The sequence below is a fragment of the Devosia albogilva genome (assembly GCF_042685625.1).
Classification (GTDB): domain Bacteria; phylum Pseudomonadota; class Alphaproteobacteria; order Rhizobiales; family Devosiaceae; genus Devosia; species Devosia albogilva.
The window spans coordinates 2072851-2090288 of the sequence record NZ_JBHUNP010000001.1 but is presented as its reverse complement, the minus strand read 5'-3'; the positions used below and the strand labels follow the sequence as shown (position 1 = coordinate 2090288).

At 59.7% G+C, this 17438-nt stretch carries 15 protein-coding genes and 1 tRNA gene; 12 read left to right on the top strand and 4 right to left on the bottom strand.

Going from position 1 to position 17438, the window contains the following annotated elements:
• The first annotated feature begins 6 nt into the window (after positions 1-6).
• From ACFSX5_RS10590 to ACFSX5_RS10550, 9 genes are all read left to right on the top strand, one after another.
• Positions 7-1533, top strand: a complete 1527-nt coding sequence (locus ACFSX5_RS10590; RefSeq protein WP_386833348.1) for a type I restriction-modification system subunit M — start codon at positions 7-9, stop codon at positions 1531-1533.
• Positions 1523-2824: a restriction endonuclease subunit S gene (locus tag ACFSX5_RS10585; protein WP_386833347.1), complete on the top strand. Its 1302-nt coding sequence runs from the start codon at positions 1523-1525 to the stop codon at positions 2822-2824. The genes ACFSX5_RS10590 and ACFSX5_RS10585 overlap by 11 nt, the downstream gene beginning before the upstream one ends.
• Positions 2821-5790 carry a type I restriction endonuclease subunit R gene (locus ACFSX5_RS10580; RefSeq protein WP_386833346.1) on the top strand — a complete coding sequence of 990 codons (2970 nt, stop codon included), beginning with the start codon at positions 2821-2823 and terminating at the stop codon, positions 5788-5790. The genes ACFSX5_RS10585 and ACFSX5_RS10580 overlap by 4 nt, the downstream gene beginning before the upstream one ends.
• Positions 5787-6527 carry a M48 family metallopeptidase gene (locus ACFSX5_RS10575; protein ID WP_386833345.1) on the top strand — a complete coding sequence of 247 codons (741 nt, stop codon included), beginning with the start codon at positions 5787-5789 and terminating at the stop codon, positions 6525-6527. Before ACFSX5_RS10580 ends, ACFSX5_RS10575 begins: the two co-directional genes overlap by 4 nt.
• A gap of 146 nt (positions 6528-6673) precedes the next feature.
• Positions 6674-7351: a hypothetical protein gene (locus tag ACFSX5_RS10570; protein WP_386833344.1), complete on the top strand. Its 678-nt coding sequence runs from the start codon at positions 6674-6676 to the stop codon at positions 7349-7351.
• A gap of 93 nt (positions 7352-7444) precedes the next feature.
• Positions 7445-7663, top strand: coding sequence for a hypothetical protein (locus ACFSX5_RS10565; RefSeq protein ID WP_386833343.1), 219 nt, complete (start codon positions 7445-7447; stop codon positions 7661-7663).
• Entirely contained in the window at positions 7663-9798 is a 2136-nt protein-coding gene (locus ACFSX5_RS10560) for a VapE domain-containing protein (RefSeq protein WP_386833342.1), read from the top strand. The genes ACFSX5_RS10565 and ACFSX5_RS10560 overlap by 1 nt, the downstream gene beginning before the upstream one ends.
• A 332-nt stretch (positions 9799-10130) precedes the next feature.
• Positions 10131-11387 (top strand): tyrosine-type recombinase/integrase, encoded by a 1257-nt coding sequence (locus ACFSX5_RS10555; protein WP_386833341.1) that lies wholly within the window; start codon positions 10131-10133, stop codon positions 11385-11387.
• Positions 11380-11712 carry a DUF3223 domain-containing protein gene (locus ACFSX5_RS10550; RefSeq protein ID WP_386833340.1) on the top strand — a complete coding sequence of 111 codons (333 nt, stop codon included), beginning with the start codon at positions 11380-11382 and terminating at the stop codon, positions 11710-11712. The genes ACFSX5_RS10555 and ACFSX5_RS10550 overlap by 8 nt, the downstream gene beginning before the upstream one ends.
• Positions 11713-12177: 465 nt before the next feature.
• On the opposite strand, the gene ACFSX5_RS10545 is transcribed toward ACFSX5_RS10550, so the two are convergent.
• The 3 genes from ACFSX5_RS10545 to ACFSX5_RS10535 form a co-directional block, all read right to left on the bottom strand.
• Entirely contained in the window at positions 12178-12654 is a 477-nt protein-coding gene (locus ACFSX5_RS10545) for an RNA polymerase sigma factor (protein WP_386833339.1), read from the bottom strand.
• Positions 12655-12815: 161 nt separating this feature from the next.
• Complete coding sequence (locus ACFSX5_RS10540; RefSeq protein WP_386833338.1) at positions 12816-14654, bottom strand: ATP-binding protein; 1839 nt, start codon at positions 14652-14654, stop codon at positions 12816-12818.
• Positions 14655-15113: 459 nt separating this feature from the next.
• Positions 15114-15188 (bottom strand) — tRNA-Gly (locus ACFSX5_RS10535).
• A 190-nt stretch (positions 15189-15378) separates the two neighbouring features.
• On the opposite strand from ACFSX5_RS10535, the gene trxA reads away from it, so the two are divergent.
• From trxA to ACFSX5_RS10520, 3 genes are read left to right on the top strand one after another with little or no spacing between them, the layout of a single operon-like run.
• On the top strand, positions 15379-16329 hold the full coding sequence (trxA, locus tag ACFSX5_RS10530; protein ID WP_386833337.1) for a thioredoxin: 951 nt from the start codon (positions 15379-15381) through the stop codon (positions 16327-16329).
• A 2-nt stretch (positions 16330-16331) separates the two neighbouring features.
• Positions 16332-16997: an LON peptidase substrate-binding domain-containing protein gene (locus ACFSX5_RS10525; protein WP_386833336.1), complete on the top strand. Its 666-nt coding sequence runs from the start codon at positions 16332-16334 to the stop codon at positions 16995-16997.
• Entirely contained in the window at positions 16997-17227 is a 231-nt protein-coding gene (locus tag ACFSX5_RS10520; RefSeq protein ID WP_386833335.1) for a Trm112 family protein, read from the top strand. The genes ACFSX5_RS10525 and ACFSX5_RS10520 overlap by 1 nt, the downstream gene beginning before the upstream one ends.
• Here ACFSX5_RS10520 and ACFSX5_RS10515 read toward each other — a convergent pair.
• Positions 17224-17370 carry a KTSC domain-containing protein gene (locus ACFSX5_RS10515; protein ID WP_386833333.1) on the bottom strand — a complete coding sequence of 49 codons (147 nt, stop codon included), beginning with the start codon at positions 17368-17370 and terminating at the stop codon, positions 17224-17226. The genes ACFSX5_RS10520 and ACFSX5_RS10515 overlap by 4 nt on opposite strands.
• Positions 17371-17438 lie beyond the last annotated feature (68 nt).

Genomic DNA, 17438 nt, shown 5'->3' with positions numbered 1-17438 from the left:
GAAAACATGGCTAAACTCACACGTGCTGAACTGGAAAATCATCTCTGGAAATCCGCCGACATCCTGCGCGGCTCCATCGATAGCTCAGACTATAAGATCTACATCTTTGGCTTTCTGTTCCTGAAGCGGCTTTCTGATCGTTTCGAAGAAGAAGCCAAGGAGGCTATCCGTCGGGGTCTGCCGGAGGATGTCGCCTACAGCGACCCCGACGAGCATGAGTTCTTTCTGGTTGAACGGGCGCGCTGGTCGTCGATCAAAAAGCTGACGACAGACATTGGCGACCACCTCAACAAGGCTTGCGACGCTATCGAGGATGCCAACCCCTCCATTGAAGGAGTGCTGGCCAATATCGATTTCAACTCCGCATCTCGCCTTGGCGACGCCAAGAACCGCGAAGGCGTGCTGGCCCGCCTAATCGACCACTTTTCGCGCATCGACCTGTCGAACGCGTCGCTGTCCGAGCCGGACATGCTAGGGCGCGCCTATGAATATCTCATCGACAAATTTGCAGACGACGCGGGCAAGAAAGGCGGCGAGTTCTATACCCCGCACCATGTCGTGCGGCTCATCGTCGAATTGCTGGACCCCAAGCCCGGCATGCGCATCAGCGACCCCACCTGTGGCTCAGGTGGCATGCTGGTTCAGGTTGCTGAGCATGTGGCAAAGCTTGAAGGTAAGCGGCTGGGTGAAGCACTCAACATCACGCTGCATGGACAGGAAAAGAACCTTGGCACATGGGCCATCGCGAAGATGAACCTGCTGCTGCACGGGCTGCGCGATGCGCGAATTGAAAAGGGCGATACGATCCGCAATCCGCGCCTGCTCGATCAGGACGGCAACCTGTTCCTTTATGATCGCGTAATCGCCAACCCGCCCTTCTCTCTGGATAGCTGGGGTGCGGAGGACGTCTCAGGCGACACCGAGAAGAAGGGCCACAACCGCTTCATCTACGGCATTCCCCCGAAGAACATGGGCGATCTAGCCTTCGTTCAGCACATGGTGGCCACGCTCAACGCCAAGGGCGTATGCGGTGTGGTGATGCCGCATGGCGTGCTATTCCGCGGCTCAGGCGACGGCCGTATTCGCGAGGCGATGCTGAAGGCCGATCTGTTCGAGGCGATTATCGGCCTGCCGGAAAACCTGTTCGCAGGCACCGGCATTCCCGCAACCGTTTTGATCCTCAACAAGGCGAAAGCGCCTGAGCGCAAAGGTAAGGTCCTGTTCATCCACGGTGCGAAGGAATTCGAGGAGCGGCCCAAAAAGAACATCCTTGGCGAAGGCAACATCACGCGCATCGTCAATGCCTTCAATTCTTGGAAGGATGAGGATCGCTTCTGCCGCATCGTCGACATGAAGGAGATCGAAGAGAACGATTTCAACCTCAACATCTCCCGCTACATCGACACGCTTGAGCCCGAAAAGCCAATCGATGTGCAGGCCGAACTTGCCAAGCTGTGGGACGCTGAGAAGGTACGGGACGAAGCTGCGGCCCGCATGAACGCCCTTCTCAAGGAGATGGGTTATGTCGGTTGAGGTGCCTAAAGGCTGGCGAGAAGGTCGGTTGAAAGACCTTTGCGAGGCGGTCGACCGTCGGCTTGGAGTTGGCGACAAGCTTGAAGTCTTGAGCGTCGCAAAGCGTGGCGTTGTCCCGCAGTCGCTGACCTATGACAAGGAAATCGCGAGCGAGGACGTTTCCCGCTATCGGGTTATCGAGCCGGGTGAGTTCGGGTTGGCTCCGATGGCGCTCTACTATGGTGCTATCGGTCGGTATCACGGCAGCGCTCCCGGGATCATCAGTCCTGCATATAACGTATTTCGTCACACCGCGAATGCGGACCCTGACTACTTAGAAACTCTCATTCGAATGCCGCGCATGATCGCGAGATACGACGCGTTGAGCCAAGGGGGCAATTTGGAAGGCAAGCGCAAGCTTACGCCTTATGATGCCTTCGAGACTGTCCAGATCGCCATCCCTCCGCTCGCTGAACAGCGTGCGATTGCGGAAGTTTTGGGCTCAGTGGAACAGGCTATCACCTCCCTTGAGGCTTTGATTGAGGCGCTAGTCAACGCCAAGCACGCGACCATGCGCGAGTTGCTGACGCGCGGCATTCGGGGCCAGAAAGCGCCGATAAAGCCCTTACCGTCACGCTGGGTGCTTGGACGAGTAGCCGAGGGGATCACTCATATCCCGGCAGATTGGGACCTCGTTACACTGACGAAGGTAGCCAAGCTCGAAAGCGGTCATACGCCTGACCGGAAGGAGCCAACCTATTGGGCCGGCAACATTCCTTGGATCTCACTTCAAGATGCCGATGCACTCACCAAAGTGACCATCTCGGAGACAGCCGAAACCATTGGACCCTTGGGCTTAGCTAACTCATCCGCACGCATGCTTCCGGCAGGAACTGTTGTGCTTCAGCGAACTGCAAACGTCGGTCTTGCTTCTGTAATGGGTCGCGAGATGTGTACTAGTCAGCATTTCGCGAACTGGATTTGCGGAGGCAAGCTCGATCCATACTACCTTCAACAGGTATTCCGGCACATGCCGCGTGAGTGGCAGCGCCTTGTCGCAGGGAGCGTCCTGCCTGACATCTACATGGGAACCTTCAAGGCATTGCAAATTCTTCTGCCACCATTGGCTGAGCAGAAGAAGATCGGCGAGGTCGGCGTCGCCTTCGACCAGCGGATTGAAGAAGAGCGAAGCACGTTGACCGCCCTGATTGAGAACCGCAAGGCGCTTGCGCAAGAACTGCTCTCGGGTCGGATCCGCCTTCCAGACAGCATGATTGCGCGGCATCGTGACAAAGCCGGACAAGCTGCATGAACCAGACCAGTGAACAGCTTGAGCGCGAATGGGTAGAGGAGCCGGCGGCGGACCTGCTGCGGGTGCTGTTCGACTATAGACCGTTGTCTCCTGACGACGTGCGGCGGTTGCGTGACGGGCTGGCAACCGAGCCGGTTCTGACGGTTCGCCTTACCGAATGCCTGAAGCGCCTCAATCCTTGGCTGGGCGAGGACGGCGTTCGCCGCGCTGTTGCGGCTGTCACGCGCGTTACCGCCGTCGATGTGATGGAGGCCAACGAGAGCGCCTATACGGCCCTCACCTACGGCGTAACGGCCCCCCATACTGAAAGCGGCAGGCGACAGGACCGCAATGTGCGGTTCTTCGATTTCGATGATCCATCCGCCAATACATTTGAGTTCGCGCGGCAAGTCGCCATCAAGGGCGCGCGTCAGGACATTATCCCCGATATAGTCGTTTACGTGAATGGTCTCCCGCTCGCGGCCATCGAATGTAAATCGCCGTCGCTGGCAGACCCGATGGGTGAGGCGATCCGCCAGTTCCGCCGCTATGAAAGCCGGGATGAATTCGCCGGGCTTGGTGCACCCCGCCTGTTCGAGACGGCGCAGATTTCCATCGCACTGGCGCGCGACGTGGCGAAGTATGGCACGACGCTGACGCCTGCCCGGCAATGGGCTGAGTGGAAAGACCCCTATCCGCTTACGCTCGATGCGCTCGCGGCACAATTGGGCCGAACACCAACCGGGCAAGACATCTTGCTCGCTGGACTTCTCGCCCCGGCCAACCTGCTCGATCTCATTCGCAACTTCGTTATGTTCGAGACCATCGATGGGCGACGCATCAAGAAACTGGCGCGCTACCAGCAGTTCGTTGCCGTTGGCAAGGCGATAGAGCGGATCCGGACCGCGTCCAACCCGCAACGTCGTGGTGGTGTCATCCACCATACCCAAGGTTCCGGCAAGTCGCTGACGATGGTGTTTCTGGCGACCAAGCTGCGCCGCCTTCCCGAGGCTGAAAATCCGACGATTGTCATCGTTACGGATAGAACCGACCTTGATGACCAGATCACTGGACAATTCCAGCGTTCAGGATTTGCTAACCCCATCCAGGCCGAAAGCGGAGACGCGCTGCGCAACGCTCTGTCGGGCGGCGCTGGAACTACGGTTCTGACCACCGTCCATAAGTTTCACAGCGCCGTGCCGAAACGCTCGTCGGTCATTTCCAAAGCGCGGAACGTCTTCGTCATGGTTGATGAAGCGCACCGGACGCAATATGGCGCGCTTGCCGCTCGGATGCGCGCAGGACTGCCCAATGCCTGCATGATCGCCTTCACCGGCACGCCCATCGACAAAAAGGACCGCAGCACCCGCGAGGTCTTCGGCGATTATCTGCACCGCTACCTGATCGATCAGGCTGTGAAAGATGGAGCGACCGTCCCGATCTATTACGAGATGCGCGATGCCCGCATTAGAATCGACGGACGCGATTTTGAACGGGAAGTTCGGGCAGCTTTCCCGGAACTATCCGAAGACGAGATTGCAAAACTCAGACGTGGCACCGGCCTTCAGGAGAAGCTAGCTGGAGCGCCGGTTCGCGTTGAGGCCATCGCCAAAGATATTCTCGAGCACTATCGAAGCACGATTGAACCGAACGGGTTCAAAGCGCAGATCGTGACAGCTAGCCGCGATGTCGCCGTCACCTACGTCGAGGCATTGGAGCGGCTTGGCGCGCCCGAATGCGCGCTTATCATGTCCGCATCCAACAATGACAGCGCCCGGCTGCAAGCCCATCACCTATCCAAGCGCGACCGCGACACCTTGATTGGTCGCTTTAAGAAGCGCGACGATCCGCTAAAAATCTTGGTCGTCTGCGACATGCTGCTGACCGGTTTTGACGCCCCGGTAGAGCAGGTTCTGTATCTTGATGCGCCTCTGCGCGAGCACACGCTTTTGCAGGCGATTGCTCGCGTGAACCGCACCGCTGACGGCAAGACCTATGGGCTGGTTGTGGACTATTGGGGAGATAACCGGCGCATCGCCGATGCCTTGGATATGTTCTCCGACGAGGATGGCATAGTTAGCGCGCTTCGCCCGCTGTCCGAGAAAATCCAGCTTCTGGAAAGTCGGCACCGGGCCGCCATTCGGCTCTTCGAAGGCCTTAGCCGTCAGGACGATACCGCATGCGTTGAACTGCTGCGTCCGGATGACGTTCGCGCCAAATTCGAACTCGACTTCCTGCGCTTCGCCGAAGCCATGGACATGGTCCTACCTGACCCAAAGGCATTGGAAGAACCCTATCCATCCGACTTGAAATGGCTGTCGCGCATTCGCGTTCTCGCCCGCCGCGCCTATCATGAGGAGCCGTTCGACCCGAAGGACTACGGCGCGAAAGTCAGCGAGATCATCACCAGCCATCTCGCGGTGACCGGTGTCGAGCAGTTGTTGGTAAAGTTCGATATTCTCGACCCCGCCTTCCGTCCGCATCTGGAAAGCCTGCGGTCGAGCGACGCCAAAGCTGCAGAGATCGAGCACGCCATCCGCCAGGAAATCCACGTCCACCGCGACGAAAACCCCACGGCCTATGCCTCGCTTTGGGAGCAGTTGGAGCGGATCGTCAACGACAGGCGGGAAGCTCGCGTGTCCGCAGCCAGCGCTTTGACGCAGCTTGAAGCAATGGTCGGGCAAGCCGCAAATATTCGTTCGGGGGCGGCGGGCAGGAGCGACGGTCTAACCGGAACGGCTGCCGCCATCCTGCCCTTCATCGACGCCGACATACCCGACGCCGAGCGCTCCCGGAGCGCTGCCGGTATCACCAAGGCACTCGAGGAGTATGCCGAAGTCGTCGACTGGCACCACAAGGAGGACGTGCAGCGGCAGATGCGTCGATCCATCAAGGAGCAGTTGCGTAGCTTAGGATTGGATGCGCACAAGGTCGAGGCCACGACGGCAAAGATCATGGATGTCGCCCGCGCGAGGTATGCGGGATGACGGACGCCGCTCAGCATTCCATCGTCTTTGGCGGAGAAACGTTTGCGTTCCTGATCGAGCGGACAGCACGCCGGAAAACTGTGGCGATATCGGTTGGCTTCGATGGAGTGCGCGTTCTCGCACCGTCAGACCTGGATGATGAGCGCGTCCTTGGCATCGTTCGAAAGAAAGGCGCTTGGCTGCTTCGCAAACAGGCGGCCTACCGCGAACTTGGGGGACAGCCGGTTGCAAAGGAATTTGTGAGTGGCGAGACCTTCCACTATCTCGGCCGCCAGTATCGCTTGAAGCTCATTCCCGACGAAACCGCCGTCACGACTCGGATTGCAGCCAGAGGTTCGACATTTGTCGCTCCGGTGCTGCCGAATGGACATGCATCCGTTCAGCGCGCCGCCGTCCGCAGTGGTCTCAAACATTGGTATCGAGCGCGAGCGCTTCAGCATTTTCCTCTACGTGCGCGAAGGATCGCAGAGACACTCGGCATTCCAACACCACCTGTGAAAGTCGTTGACCAATCGAAGCGCTGGGGCAGTTGCGATGAACAGGGCCGCGTCCGCCTAAACTGGCGCTTGGTGATGGCACCGATGCCATTGGTCGACTACGTTATTGCTCACGAGGCGTGCCATATTCTTGAGCACAATCATTCTGGTCGGTTTTGGCGGTTGCTAGAAACGATCATGCCGGACTACGAGGATAGGGTGAACCGCCTCAACAGGATCGGACACTTGCTTATCTGGTGAGCAGCACCACAAGCATGAGTTCGAGAATCTTTGGACGAGATCTGGCTACAAAGCACTAGTGCCGGTCTTTAGCATACTTCAGCTTTTCGGTCGGGCCAGCTACGCGGACGCGCGAACCGGGGGCGACACTCACAGGACGACGGCTCATGTATGATGAGGCAGCAACAGCAATTCCTGTTGACGAAGATCACTTCTGGGCGATGGTCGAACAGAACTTTGAGTTCGCGCGACATGTGCTCGAGGACTACCCCCTACAGTCCAAACAAGAGGCTCTGGAAGAGCGGACACCTGCATTCCTGGTGCTGGCCTACCGGGGGACATCAGATGAGATGGACCAACGGGATTTCTACTACCGGCTAGGGAACGAGCTTCTTCCCCAGGTAGAGGCGCTTATAACACGCCGAGACTTGTCCATAGAGTTTGTGCAGCAGTGGGGCAAGCTCATGTTCTGTCATGGCATGCTAGCCACCTACATCTTTGATGATGCTGATCCGCTGGCGGTTCAAAGGGCCGCGAAGAGGAGCGGAGAAGCCCGGGCTTCTGACTTACATCGGCGATGGCTCGCTCGGGTGTTCTCCATACCTGAGTTTGCAAGGCTGAAGCGGGAAGCGGCAGACCACGACGTGGGTGAGCTGCTCCGGTCTCTGCAAACAGACGCTGCGATACGCTCAAGGTATCCTGACGGGTGGTTTGAAAAAATCCTCACGAAGTCGGGAGAACTAAGGAGCACATTCCAGGGTAAGAATTTCCCTCGCGGGGACTTCGACGCGCTCTGTGCTCAAGAGGGCGACGACTTACCGCCCTTACCTAAATTTCCTGATTAGCTGCTGTCTAGGTCGACCAATCGTCGCGTGTCGCCCAGGTTCAAGCCTGTTACGTCGATGCGCATCGGCACCCCGCAAATTCAAGGTGTCGAAATGACCAAACACGAAGACCTTAACGCCCAGGCCTCTTCGCCTGAAGCTTTTATTACTCTCAAGCAAGCCGCCGCTTGCCTCGGACTGCCGTATTTCAAGATCCAACGCGCTGCGCGTCAAAGGATCATCCCGACTTATAGAGTCTACAACAGCCGCCGCCTCGTACGACTTTCCGAAGTTGTTGCCTTGATCAACGACAGTCGTGTTGGAGGGGTGTGATGCAGCACGACACCGATTCAGCCGTTGCGTTCCTGCAGCAGGTTCATGGAGACCGGCTAGCCCACCTTGCTGCGATCAGTATCGCCGGCAAAGTTACAGCCCGCAGTTTCGAAGTGAATAAACCGGCCAACATGTCTGCTTGGATAGAGCAACAGCAAGGCGAGGCGAACGTATACTTCCACGTAAATGAGCCGCTTGCTGGCGTCGCCGACACGAAGGTCAAAAAGGAGCAGGTTGCCCGCGCCCATTTTCTTCATGTCGACGTGGATGATGCGTCATCGCTAGAACGTATTCGGCAGTTTGTGCCGCGCCCCAGCGTGATTGTTTTTTCTGGCGGCGGGTATCAAGCTTTTTGGGCACTCCGGGAGGCTCCCGAGGATCTTGATCGCGTGGAGCGCTGCAACATGCAGCTTGCTGCCGATCTAGGGGGAGACCACTGCCACAACGTTGACCGAATTATGCGTGTGCCAGGGACGATCAATGTTCCCAACGCAAAGAAGAAAGCCGCTGGGCGCACACCAACGGTCGCCTTTGTGGTTGAGGCCAATTGGGAACGTCGCTACTCGCTCGACGACTTCGCTGAGGCTCCGCATTCAGACAGCGACGCTGCACACATAGAAGATGAGGATGTCTCGGAGGCTGGTGTAGATGTTTTGCCGAGCTCGGTGTCCGCAGTCACCCGTTCGCTCATTGAGTACGGCGACGACCCAGCTCATCCCATCGGAAGCGAAACCGCTCATTTCCGTTCACGCAGCGAAGCCGTATTCCGCGTCGCCTGTGACCTGGCTCGTGCTGGCTGTACGGATGCGACCATCGCCGGTGTTCTGATCAACCCGTGCTATGGCATCGCCAAGTCCGTCCTCGAAAAACGGAACCCCAAGCAGTACGCCCTCAAGCAGGCGCGGTCTGCGCTGACTTCCGTGTCTGGCGGCTGGCCGGACGGGGATCGGGGCGGCATTCCAAAGCCCACAATGCGAAATACAGTCGTTGCCTTGCAGCGATCGGCCCTGAGTTTCACTCACGACCTTTTTCGCCACCGGAAGATGGTGAGCGGTGTTCCACTCGGTGAACAACAAGGGGAGTTGAGTGACGACCTCTGCGTAGTTTTACGCGGGATGATCATTCAGCAGTTTGGGTTCGATCCCAAGGCCGACAACGTGAGGGACGCGGTTGCCCAACTATGTCTGGACAACGGCGTTCACCCAATCCGGGAGATGCTCGCAAGCCTGATTTGGGACGGTGTACCGCGTGTAGGCCGATGGCTTCCCACGTATCTTGGCGCGGCTGATACCGAGCTCAATAGCGCTATTGGGGTGCTCATGCTTGTGGCGGCGGTTCGGCGTGTTCGCCAGCCCGGAACCAAGTTCGACACCATTGTGATTCTGGAAGGCAGGCAAGGATCCGGAAAGTCGACGGCACTTCAAATTCTGGCCGGCCCCGACAACCACGCTGACAACGAAATCCTTACTCTCGGCCAACGAGAGCAAATGGAGGCGATGGAGGGTGTCTGGATTTACGAGCTCAGCGAAATGTCAGGGTTAAGCAAGAGCGAAGCAGAGAAGACGAAAGCGTTCGCGTCGAGACAATTTGACAAAGCCCGCATGTCCTATGGTCGGTTTGCTGAGAGGCGTGGTCGGCAGGCGATCTTTGTAGGCACGACCAATGAAGCAAAGTACCTCAAAGACCGCACAGGGAACCGTCGCTTCTTGCCCGTCAAAACCGGTGCAATCGACCTGGAAGCGCTGCGCCGCGATAGGGACCAACTTTGGGCGGAAGCCGCGAGGCTTGAAGCGCAGGGAGAGCCTATCTCACTCCCCGAAGAACTTTGGGCTTCGGCTGCCATTGAGCAGGAAGAACGTCTGGAAGACGATCCGTGGCTCGAAAAACTCTCGGAGGTGAACGGCACGGCTGCCGGCGCCACGGTCCGCGTGGCAACCACCTTCTTGCTGACCGTTGTTTTAGGTCTCGACGTCGAGCGGCAGCACAGCGGACACGCCAAGCGAGTCACAGGGCTTATGAAAACCCTTGGATGGGAAGCAACGAAGTACAAGATGCAAGGGAAGACCGTTCGGGGCTTTGTTCGCCCACTACCAGAGGGCCACACAGACGACCCTGCTGACCCCTACCCTTTCTAGGGTGGCGGTGGCGGGGGTGGCACTTCCCCCCAGGGAAGGAGCTATGTGTAGTGGGTAGCCGTGTGTGTACGCTGCGCGCCCCGTAGTGCGTGCCACCGCTGCCACCACGCCACCGCGCGATTTCAACCCGAATGGGCGTGGAATCCAAAACCGCCTTTGAACTCCGCGAGGCCCCGAACCGCGGGGCCTCGGAACCTCCGAAAACACGCTGCGAATAGCGCTTGAGGCCACCTGGTTCCTTCGTGGTTCCACGCCAGGGTGCCGAGAAATTGTGCGCAATATGTCGCCCGTGTTTTCCTGTTTTTGGTTGAATTCACAACAGGTTAAACGCAATGAAACCCTTCGATGTCTCTATCACCAAGCGCGTTCGCCTCCGCGAGCTCTCCACCGGCCGCGTCGTCGAGCATATCCGTTGGTTTGCTAACTACCGCGACCCGGATACTGGTCAGCGTAAACTCCCCTCCTTCGAAACGCGGCGCGAGGCGGAAGCCTTCAAGAACGAATTGCTCAGCAAGGTGCATGCCGGAATCTATGTCGATCCCAGCCGCGCGCCCACGGTCGCTGAAGCCGTGGCGCATTTCTTGAGCAATCGGGAAACCGAGGTCAAAGCCTCGACGCTGTACGGCTACCGTGTCGTCGCCAAGGCCATTACCGGACCGCTGCTCGAAGGCACTGTGCAGGAACGCGCCGAATACGCCGTTTCGGGGGTGCTGCCCCGGCGCGACGCTCGGTTGCTAAAGATGCTGGGTGAAGTCTCGACGGCGGCTCTCACCACAGCGGATATTCGCAACTGGCATCGTACCGTCATGGAGCAGGTGGGGCGGTACACCGCCAACCGCGCCCTCTCGATGCTCAATGCGGCGCTGGCGCTGTGCGAGGAGGACTATCGGGTCCGAGCCCCTGCCATGCCGACCAATGTGGCCCGGCGCAGGGCGAAGGCAAAAAAGACAATCTTGACCCCACAGCAGGTGGGCAAGCTCATTGCCCACGCTAAGACCGACAGGCATCGCGGCATCTACTACGCCTTTCCGTTCCTCACCGGCACCCGAATTAGCGAGCAACTGGGCTTGTTGTGGGAGGATGTGGACTTTGACAGCAATCGCATCCACGTCCGACGCATTCAGGAGCGGGACGGCAGCCTCACCGAGACCACCAAGACCCAGGCGGGTCAGCGGGAAATACCGATGGCGTCGACCCTTCGGGAAATGCTGCTGGCGTGGCGTCTCATTTGCCCGCGCACCGACGGCAAACTGCACCGGGTCTTTCCCGGCCCCGGTCGTCTGCAACCTTGGCCATTGCCGCGCAAGGACGGTGGTGGTCCGCTGCTCTACCAGAATTTCCGTAAACGGTTCTGGGTGCCGGCGTTTGAATCGCTCAAGATGCCCTATGTGACCCCTCACGCGGCGCGGCATAGCTTTATTTCGACCTTGCAAGCGCAGGGCGTAGAGGTGGGCTTGGTGGCGAAACTGGCTGGCCACTCCAATGCGAACGTCACGTTGGGTCACTACACGCAGGCAGTCCGAGGCGGAGAGGCTGCTATGAGCGGCCTGGAGCAAGCCTTCTCATCAACGGAGGTGACCCATGGCTAGAACGTACCGCCTTGGGCGTGAGAGCTTCGCAACCAAGGACCTGGCCCGGCAGCGGGTCAGCGCGATCCTCAACGCAGGACCGATCGGGTCGGAAGTTACCGGCTTGGACGTACTTATTCTCTACGACTTGCTCGCCCTGCGCACTGACAAGCAGGCGGAGCTACAGGGGCGCTCGGTGCAGGGTTTCGTTCGGGGAATTCAGCCAGGAGACATGAAGCGGACGCGCTGTTTCTGGGCAGTCCTAGACAACGAGACTCGGATACATTTCAGCGTGTACAAGGCGCTTCGCTTGCTTGAACCGGACAGCCAGCATGCTGCGGGGTAGCGGCACTGGCGCCGCTGCCCGGGCGTAGGGCGCGAACGGCTGTGTCCGTGGGCACAGCTACCTCCATAGCCGGCGCCCGCGACGGGCGCCGGCGTAGGCCTCCTGCAGGTACGTGAGCGGGGAAGCAGCTTCGCTGCCCACCCCTTTTTTCAAAGAGAGACAGATGGGACCCGTGGGGACCCGCTTTCCGACTGGCAGCATTGCTAACCTGCCTTATACTTTGGTCGCCCTCTCCATCTAGGCGAGCCGTACCTCCCTAGAGCGCCCTCGCTGCACCCGGAAGACTCGGGCCGTCGAGTTCAATCCCCTCGCTCCATGCTAGTCCGTTGAGTTCAGCGATCTGCACGAGAGAATGAGGCAGAGGTGCGGAACCTGGTCCGCGGCAGCTCAATTTGCGAGGGACTGTCAGTCCACCCACGACGGAACGGAGTCAGATGAACGACTCCGCTCTCGTTGTAATGAGCACTAGGCTGCGAGCATTTCAGTGAGTTCCGCCAGCAACTGGGCCGGAAGCGCCGCTTTGACGTTGCGGCGTGCTCGGAGAATTCTGACGCCGATGGCGGTCGGGGTACAGCCAAAGGCACTTGCGATCTGGCGGTGGGATTGACCCGCTGCCACGGAAGTAAACACTCTCAGGTCGTCGGGTTTGATAACCGTCTCCACCTGAGCGCAAAGGCTGCGGGCCTCAATCTCGCTCACCGGGTTGTTCGTAGGCTCTTCGCGAGGGAGGTGACGGTGACGGAGGACCGAACGGTGTCGATTACGGCGGGCGGCGGTCTTAGTAGCAGTAGTGACCGCTTGCTCGTCGAGGCTGTTGCCTGCATCAAGCAGCTTATTCATGGCCGCCTCGAGAGCCTCGACGCGGTTGTCAGCCTTTGAGCTGCGGGCGACTTCGGTCTGGAGGCGCGCGTACGCCTCCCATTCGGGGGGAACTGTAGCCAATTTGATCTCCATGTCTGTGCGGACCGATGTTGGCCGCTGAGAGAACCACCCTTCTTGGAGACGGGGCTCTCCGGCCGGGACGCTATGCCCGACCGGAGCTTTCCGGCCCCTCTGAGGGGTAGTACCTGTTAGGATACCAAGTCGCAGGAATATTACAACGACTAGACGGTCATCTGGATACGGTAGGCATCCGACCATTCGCGGCGGAAGTTTTCGAGCACCTTTGCCGCATCTTCATTGTGTGCCACCATCCGGCTCTGCGTCCGGGCTAGTGAAAGTAGTAGCAGCTCAAGAGCAGCAATGGGCCCGCGGGACTCTTCCTCGACAGGAAGGGCACTGTCATCCCCGTCGCCGCCGCCGCTGACCTCCAGCTTTTGCAACGGCTCGTACAGTTCGGTGAAGAACGGATGAGCGGTGTTGATCGTCAGGATGATACGACCAAACTTGTGTCGAACGTCATAGAACGGCCAGTATTCGTCGTGCTTGAGGTCCAGGATGTACCGTGACTTCTGGATGCGCTCGTACGCTTCCTCGTCGGTTTCATCTTGACGGCGTAAGGTGCTGGCCAACCCTCGCAGATTGGCGTCAAGGTCCGCTTGCTCAGCTTCACTCAGTTTGCTCTCAACCTCGTTGGGCTGGAAGCCCTCGGCTTCACTGGCCCGTGTCTCGCTGGCTGTTGGCTGCGCCGGTTTACGAGCCGCTGACTGCGCCGCCTGAAACCGCTTGATTTCATCGTTCAACGTGGTGATCTCGTCACCAATAGCGCGCTTGATGGCTTCCTCCACATAGCCCTTTAGCCGTACGCCTTGTTTGTTGGCCGCCACGCCGAACGCCTCGTCCAGCTCGCCGCCGAAGTCGATTTGGATGCGGTACCAGTGCGTAACGGTGTGCCGAGTGGTGAGTTTCGGCATCGGCCCTGCAAACACCTCACGGTCATTCCGCAGAATGGAAACGGTGAGCCCGCTGAAAACGTGTAGGTCGTTCTTGAGCGTCTTCTTCGGAAGGTGATACCACTCCTCGATCGGAAGCCTGAACACCTTGATAGTGACGGGCCGGGACTCCTGACCGTTCTCCTTTACAGGCACCAGCACTTCCCGCGAGAACAGCAGACGGCTGCTTCGCGCAATGCCGGGTTCAAGGAAACGCTGGTGCCTGGCGCTCGAAAGCGAGTAGGTGGGGTCAGTCGCCTCCACTAGGCGGTTGTTAACATAGAGCGAGAGCCCCTGGGCGATGTGGCGCCGATAAACTCTACCCATTTCCTTGACGGCATGGTCCACGAGTGTCTGGACCTTGCGGTAGGTGAGGCGGTCGCACCCCGGCATGTAGACAATGGTGCCTGACTGACCCAGCTTTTCCTCGAGGTACTCGCCGCCTTCTACGAACAGTTCCTGCTCTGACGGGTTTTTCGGGAATACCATCGGCTGGCGGAACAGGTCTGCTAGGTCGTCCGGTAGCTCGGTGGAAAGGGTTGGCTCGGGCAAGCCCACCAGGTTGGTACGCTCGCGGCCAATGGCGTCTACATCTAGCGTCATGTTGTAGTAGGCGTTCGGCTCCTGCCATGAATACACGTCAAGTACCGGTGACATGCTCAAAGCAGCGGTTTTCATGCCCATTCCAAAGCGGGCAATACCTGAACGATTCCCGAAGCTCATTGAACCGCCAAACGCCATCGCCACCTTTAGGGTAGTAGGCGCCATACCAGACCCGTTGTCGTAAACCGCGGCATCAATGACCGCATTATCGCGATTTCCGGTCTGGCGGAAGTAGACGCGGATTTCAGTGGCGCCAGACTGGATGGAATTATCAACATGCTCGCACAGGGCCGAGGTGGTGTTGTTGTATCCGACGTCGCGCAGCGACTGGATAAGCGTCTGGGCAAAGAAGAGGGGCACAGTAGCCTTCTCTTTGACAATGCGGTTGAGCACTGCCTTGCCACCACGCGGAGCGTCACTCCCCCAATTGAGAACGGACGTCTCCTGGTCAATGATCTCATCTGCCATCTTGGTCTCCTTGGTTTGTGGCACCAGCTGTTTGGCGCCAGAAGCGGCCTCTCGGGCCGATACTGAGGAGGAGGTGGGCCGAAGGAATTCTTACAGCCGACGTTTGATCGACCGTCGGCGGAGGTGCATGACCTGTTCGGAGCTCGGGCACGTGAGAGCGAAAGACAAGTTCGCAACTCCACGCCAGGGAAGGCGTAAGGGGCCTACTGTCGCTTTTTCCTGCCGCCGTTTCAATTCCGTGCCGGTACTGGGATTGGCGCTACAATAAGCAAAGGTTAGCAACAACAGCACTCAGGGGTCTCACTAGGAGTGAGCCGGTAGCAGAAGCGGTCGGAAGTCAACTTCATTGGAACCCGCTTGTAACCGCGGACCCTAACCGCGCCCACGTGAGAGCCCGGAAAAACAAAAAGGGTCCCGAAGGACCCTTTGTTTCTCAAGGCTTGCCGGCCTTGGGAAGATTGGAGCGGGCGATGGGATTCGAACCCACGACCCTAACCTTGGCAAGGTTATGCTCTACCCCTGAGCTACACCCGCGCTCCGTCGCCGCAGTGCTTGGCAGCGCTGCAACGGGGGCCTATATGCCCAAAGGAATTCCCGATTGCAACCCACAATTTGACGCATGCGTCACAGTTGTGGAGCAATGGGGTTGTCACCCCGGCGCCAGCGGCGCAAACACGCTGCAAACGCCTATCCGAAGCTGCCGTGCAAGGGACTTTGCCCGCTCATGTCGACCCCGTTCAATGCTGCCGCTCCCGCTGCGCCGACCGGCACCCCCGCCGGTGCGCTGATCAAGGATTCGACCGATCGCGATTTCCGCGCCGACGTGATGGAAGCCTCGCTGGAACAGCCGGTGCTGGTGGATTTCTGGGCGCCATGGTGCGGCCCGTGCCGGCAGCTCACCCCCACCATCGAGAAAGTGGTCAACGAGAAGGCCGGCAAGATCAAGCTGGTCAAGATCAACATCGACGAGAACCCTTCTATCGCCGGCCAGCTCGGCGTGCAGTCGATTCCGGCGGTGTTCGCCTTTGCCGGCGGGCGGCCGGTGGACGGGTTCATGGGCGCACTGCCCGAAACAGAAGTGCGGCGCTTCGCCGACCGGGTGATCGCCGCAGCGCCGGCCGGCCAGCCGAAGCAGGGATCGCTCGAGGCGCAGATCGCCGATGCGCTGGCCGCGGCGCAGGAATCAGTGGAGGCCGGGGACCTCGCTCAAGCGGCGCAGATCTACGGCATGGTGCTCCAGCACCAGACCGAGAACGCGCAGGCGCTGATCGGGCTCGGGCAGGTCTATCTCGCGGCCGGTGAGCCGGAACAGGCGCAGGCGACCCTCGACATGGTGCCGGAGGCCGAGCGCAAGGGCGACGCCTATACAAGCCTCGCCAACTCCATCCGGCTGCTCGGGGAAGCGGCCGCCCTCGGCGGCACGGCAAAGCTCGAAGCGGCGGTGGCGGCGAACCCCGACGACCACCAGGCGCGATTCGACCTGGCGCTGGCGCTCAATGCCGAGGGCAAGCGGCTCGAGGCGGCGGAAACGCTGGTGACGCTGTTCAAGCGCGATCGCACCTGGAACGAGGACGCAGCGCGCAAGAAGCTGCTGGAACTGTTCGAAGCCTGGGGCGCCAAGGACCCGGCGACGCTGAAGGGCCGGCGGCTGCTTTCGGCGGCGCTGTTCTCCTGACCATGGTGCGCCGCCCGGCCAGCCCTGACGATCTACCGCGCTCGGTGCCGCTGTTTCCGCTCACCGGGGCGCTGCTGCTGCCGTTTTCGCACCGGCCGCTCAACATTTTCGAGCCGCGCTATATCGAACTGGTTGACGCAGCGCTCAGGGGCGACCGGCTGATTGGGCTGATCCAGCCGGAGGATACCAGCGAGGAAAGCCCGCGCGGACGCACGCCGCTGGAGAGCATCGGCTGCCTGGGCCGGCTCACCCATTTCGAAGAGAGCGGGGAGAGCCGCTACTTCATCATCCTCGAGGGGGTGACGCGGTTCCGGCTGGTGCACGAGCTGACGGTGATGACACCCTACCGGCAGGGCGTGATCAGCGCCGAGGGCTTCGAGCACGACTTCACCCGCGACTATGGCGAGGACGCCGTGGACCGTATCCGGTTCGTGAAGATGATGCGCGACTATGCCGAGTACGCCAGCATCGAGCTCAACTGGGACGAGATCGAGCGCACCGGCACGGCCGACCTCGTCAATTTCTGCTGCATGGTGAGCCCCTATGGCCCGGCCGAGAAGCAGCAATTGCTGGAGGCGCCGACGCTGGAGGCCCGGGCGGAGACGCTGATCGCGCTCACCGAATACGAGATCGCCCGCGGCGGCAGCGGTCAGGCTCCGCTCAACTGATGCCGACGCAACCGACCAACCCGCGCCATGTGGTCGATCCACGAACACTGGAAATGCTGGTCTGCCCGCTGACCAAGACGCGGCTGACGCTCTCAGCCGATCATACCGAGCTGATTTCGGTCGCGGCACGACTAGCCTTCCCGATCAGGCGGGGCGTGCCCCTGCTCAGCCTCGATGAGGCCCGGGAATTGAGCGAGGACGAGGTTCGGGCGATCAGCGCCCGCGGCTAGGGAACGACGGGCGGGCTGTACTCGAAGCGATCGCGGATGTGAGCCGCGAAGTAGCGCCCCTTGGACTCGGCTTCGAGAAGCTCAAGGTAAACCTCCAGCGCACGTCGTAGTAGGTGTAAGGGCCAGGATCGTCCGGAAACCATAGCTGCAGTTGCCGCGCTTCTTCTTCGTACTCGCCGCGCAGGACTGCGGTCGAATCGAAGTACGGCAT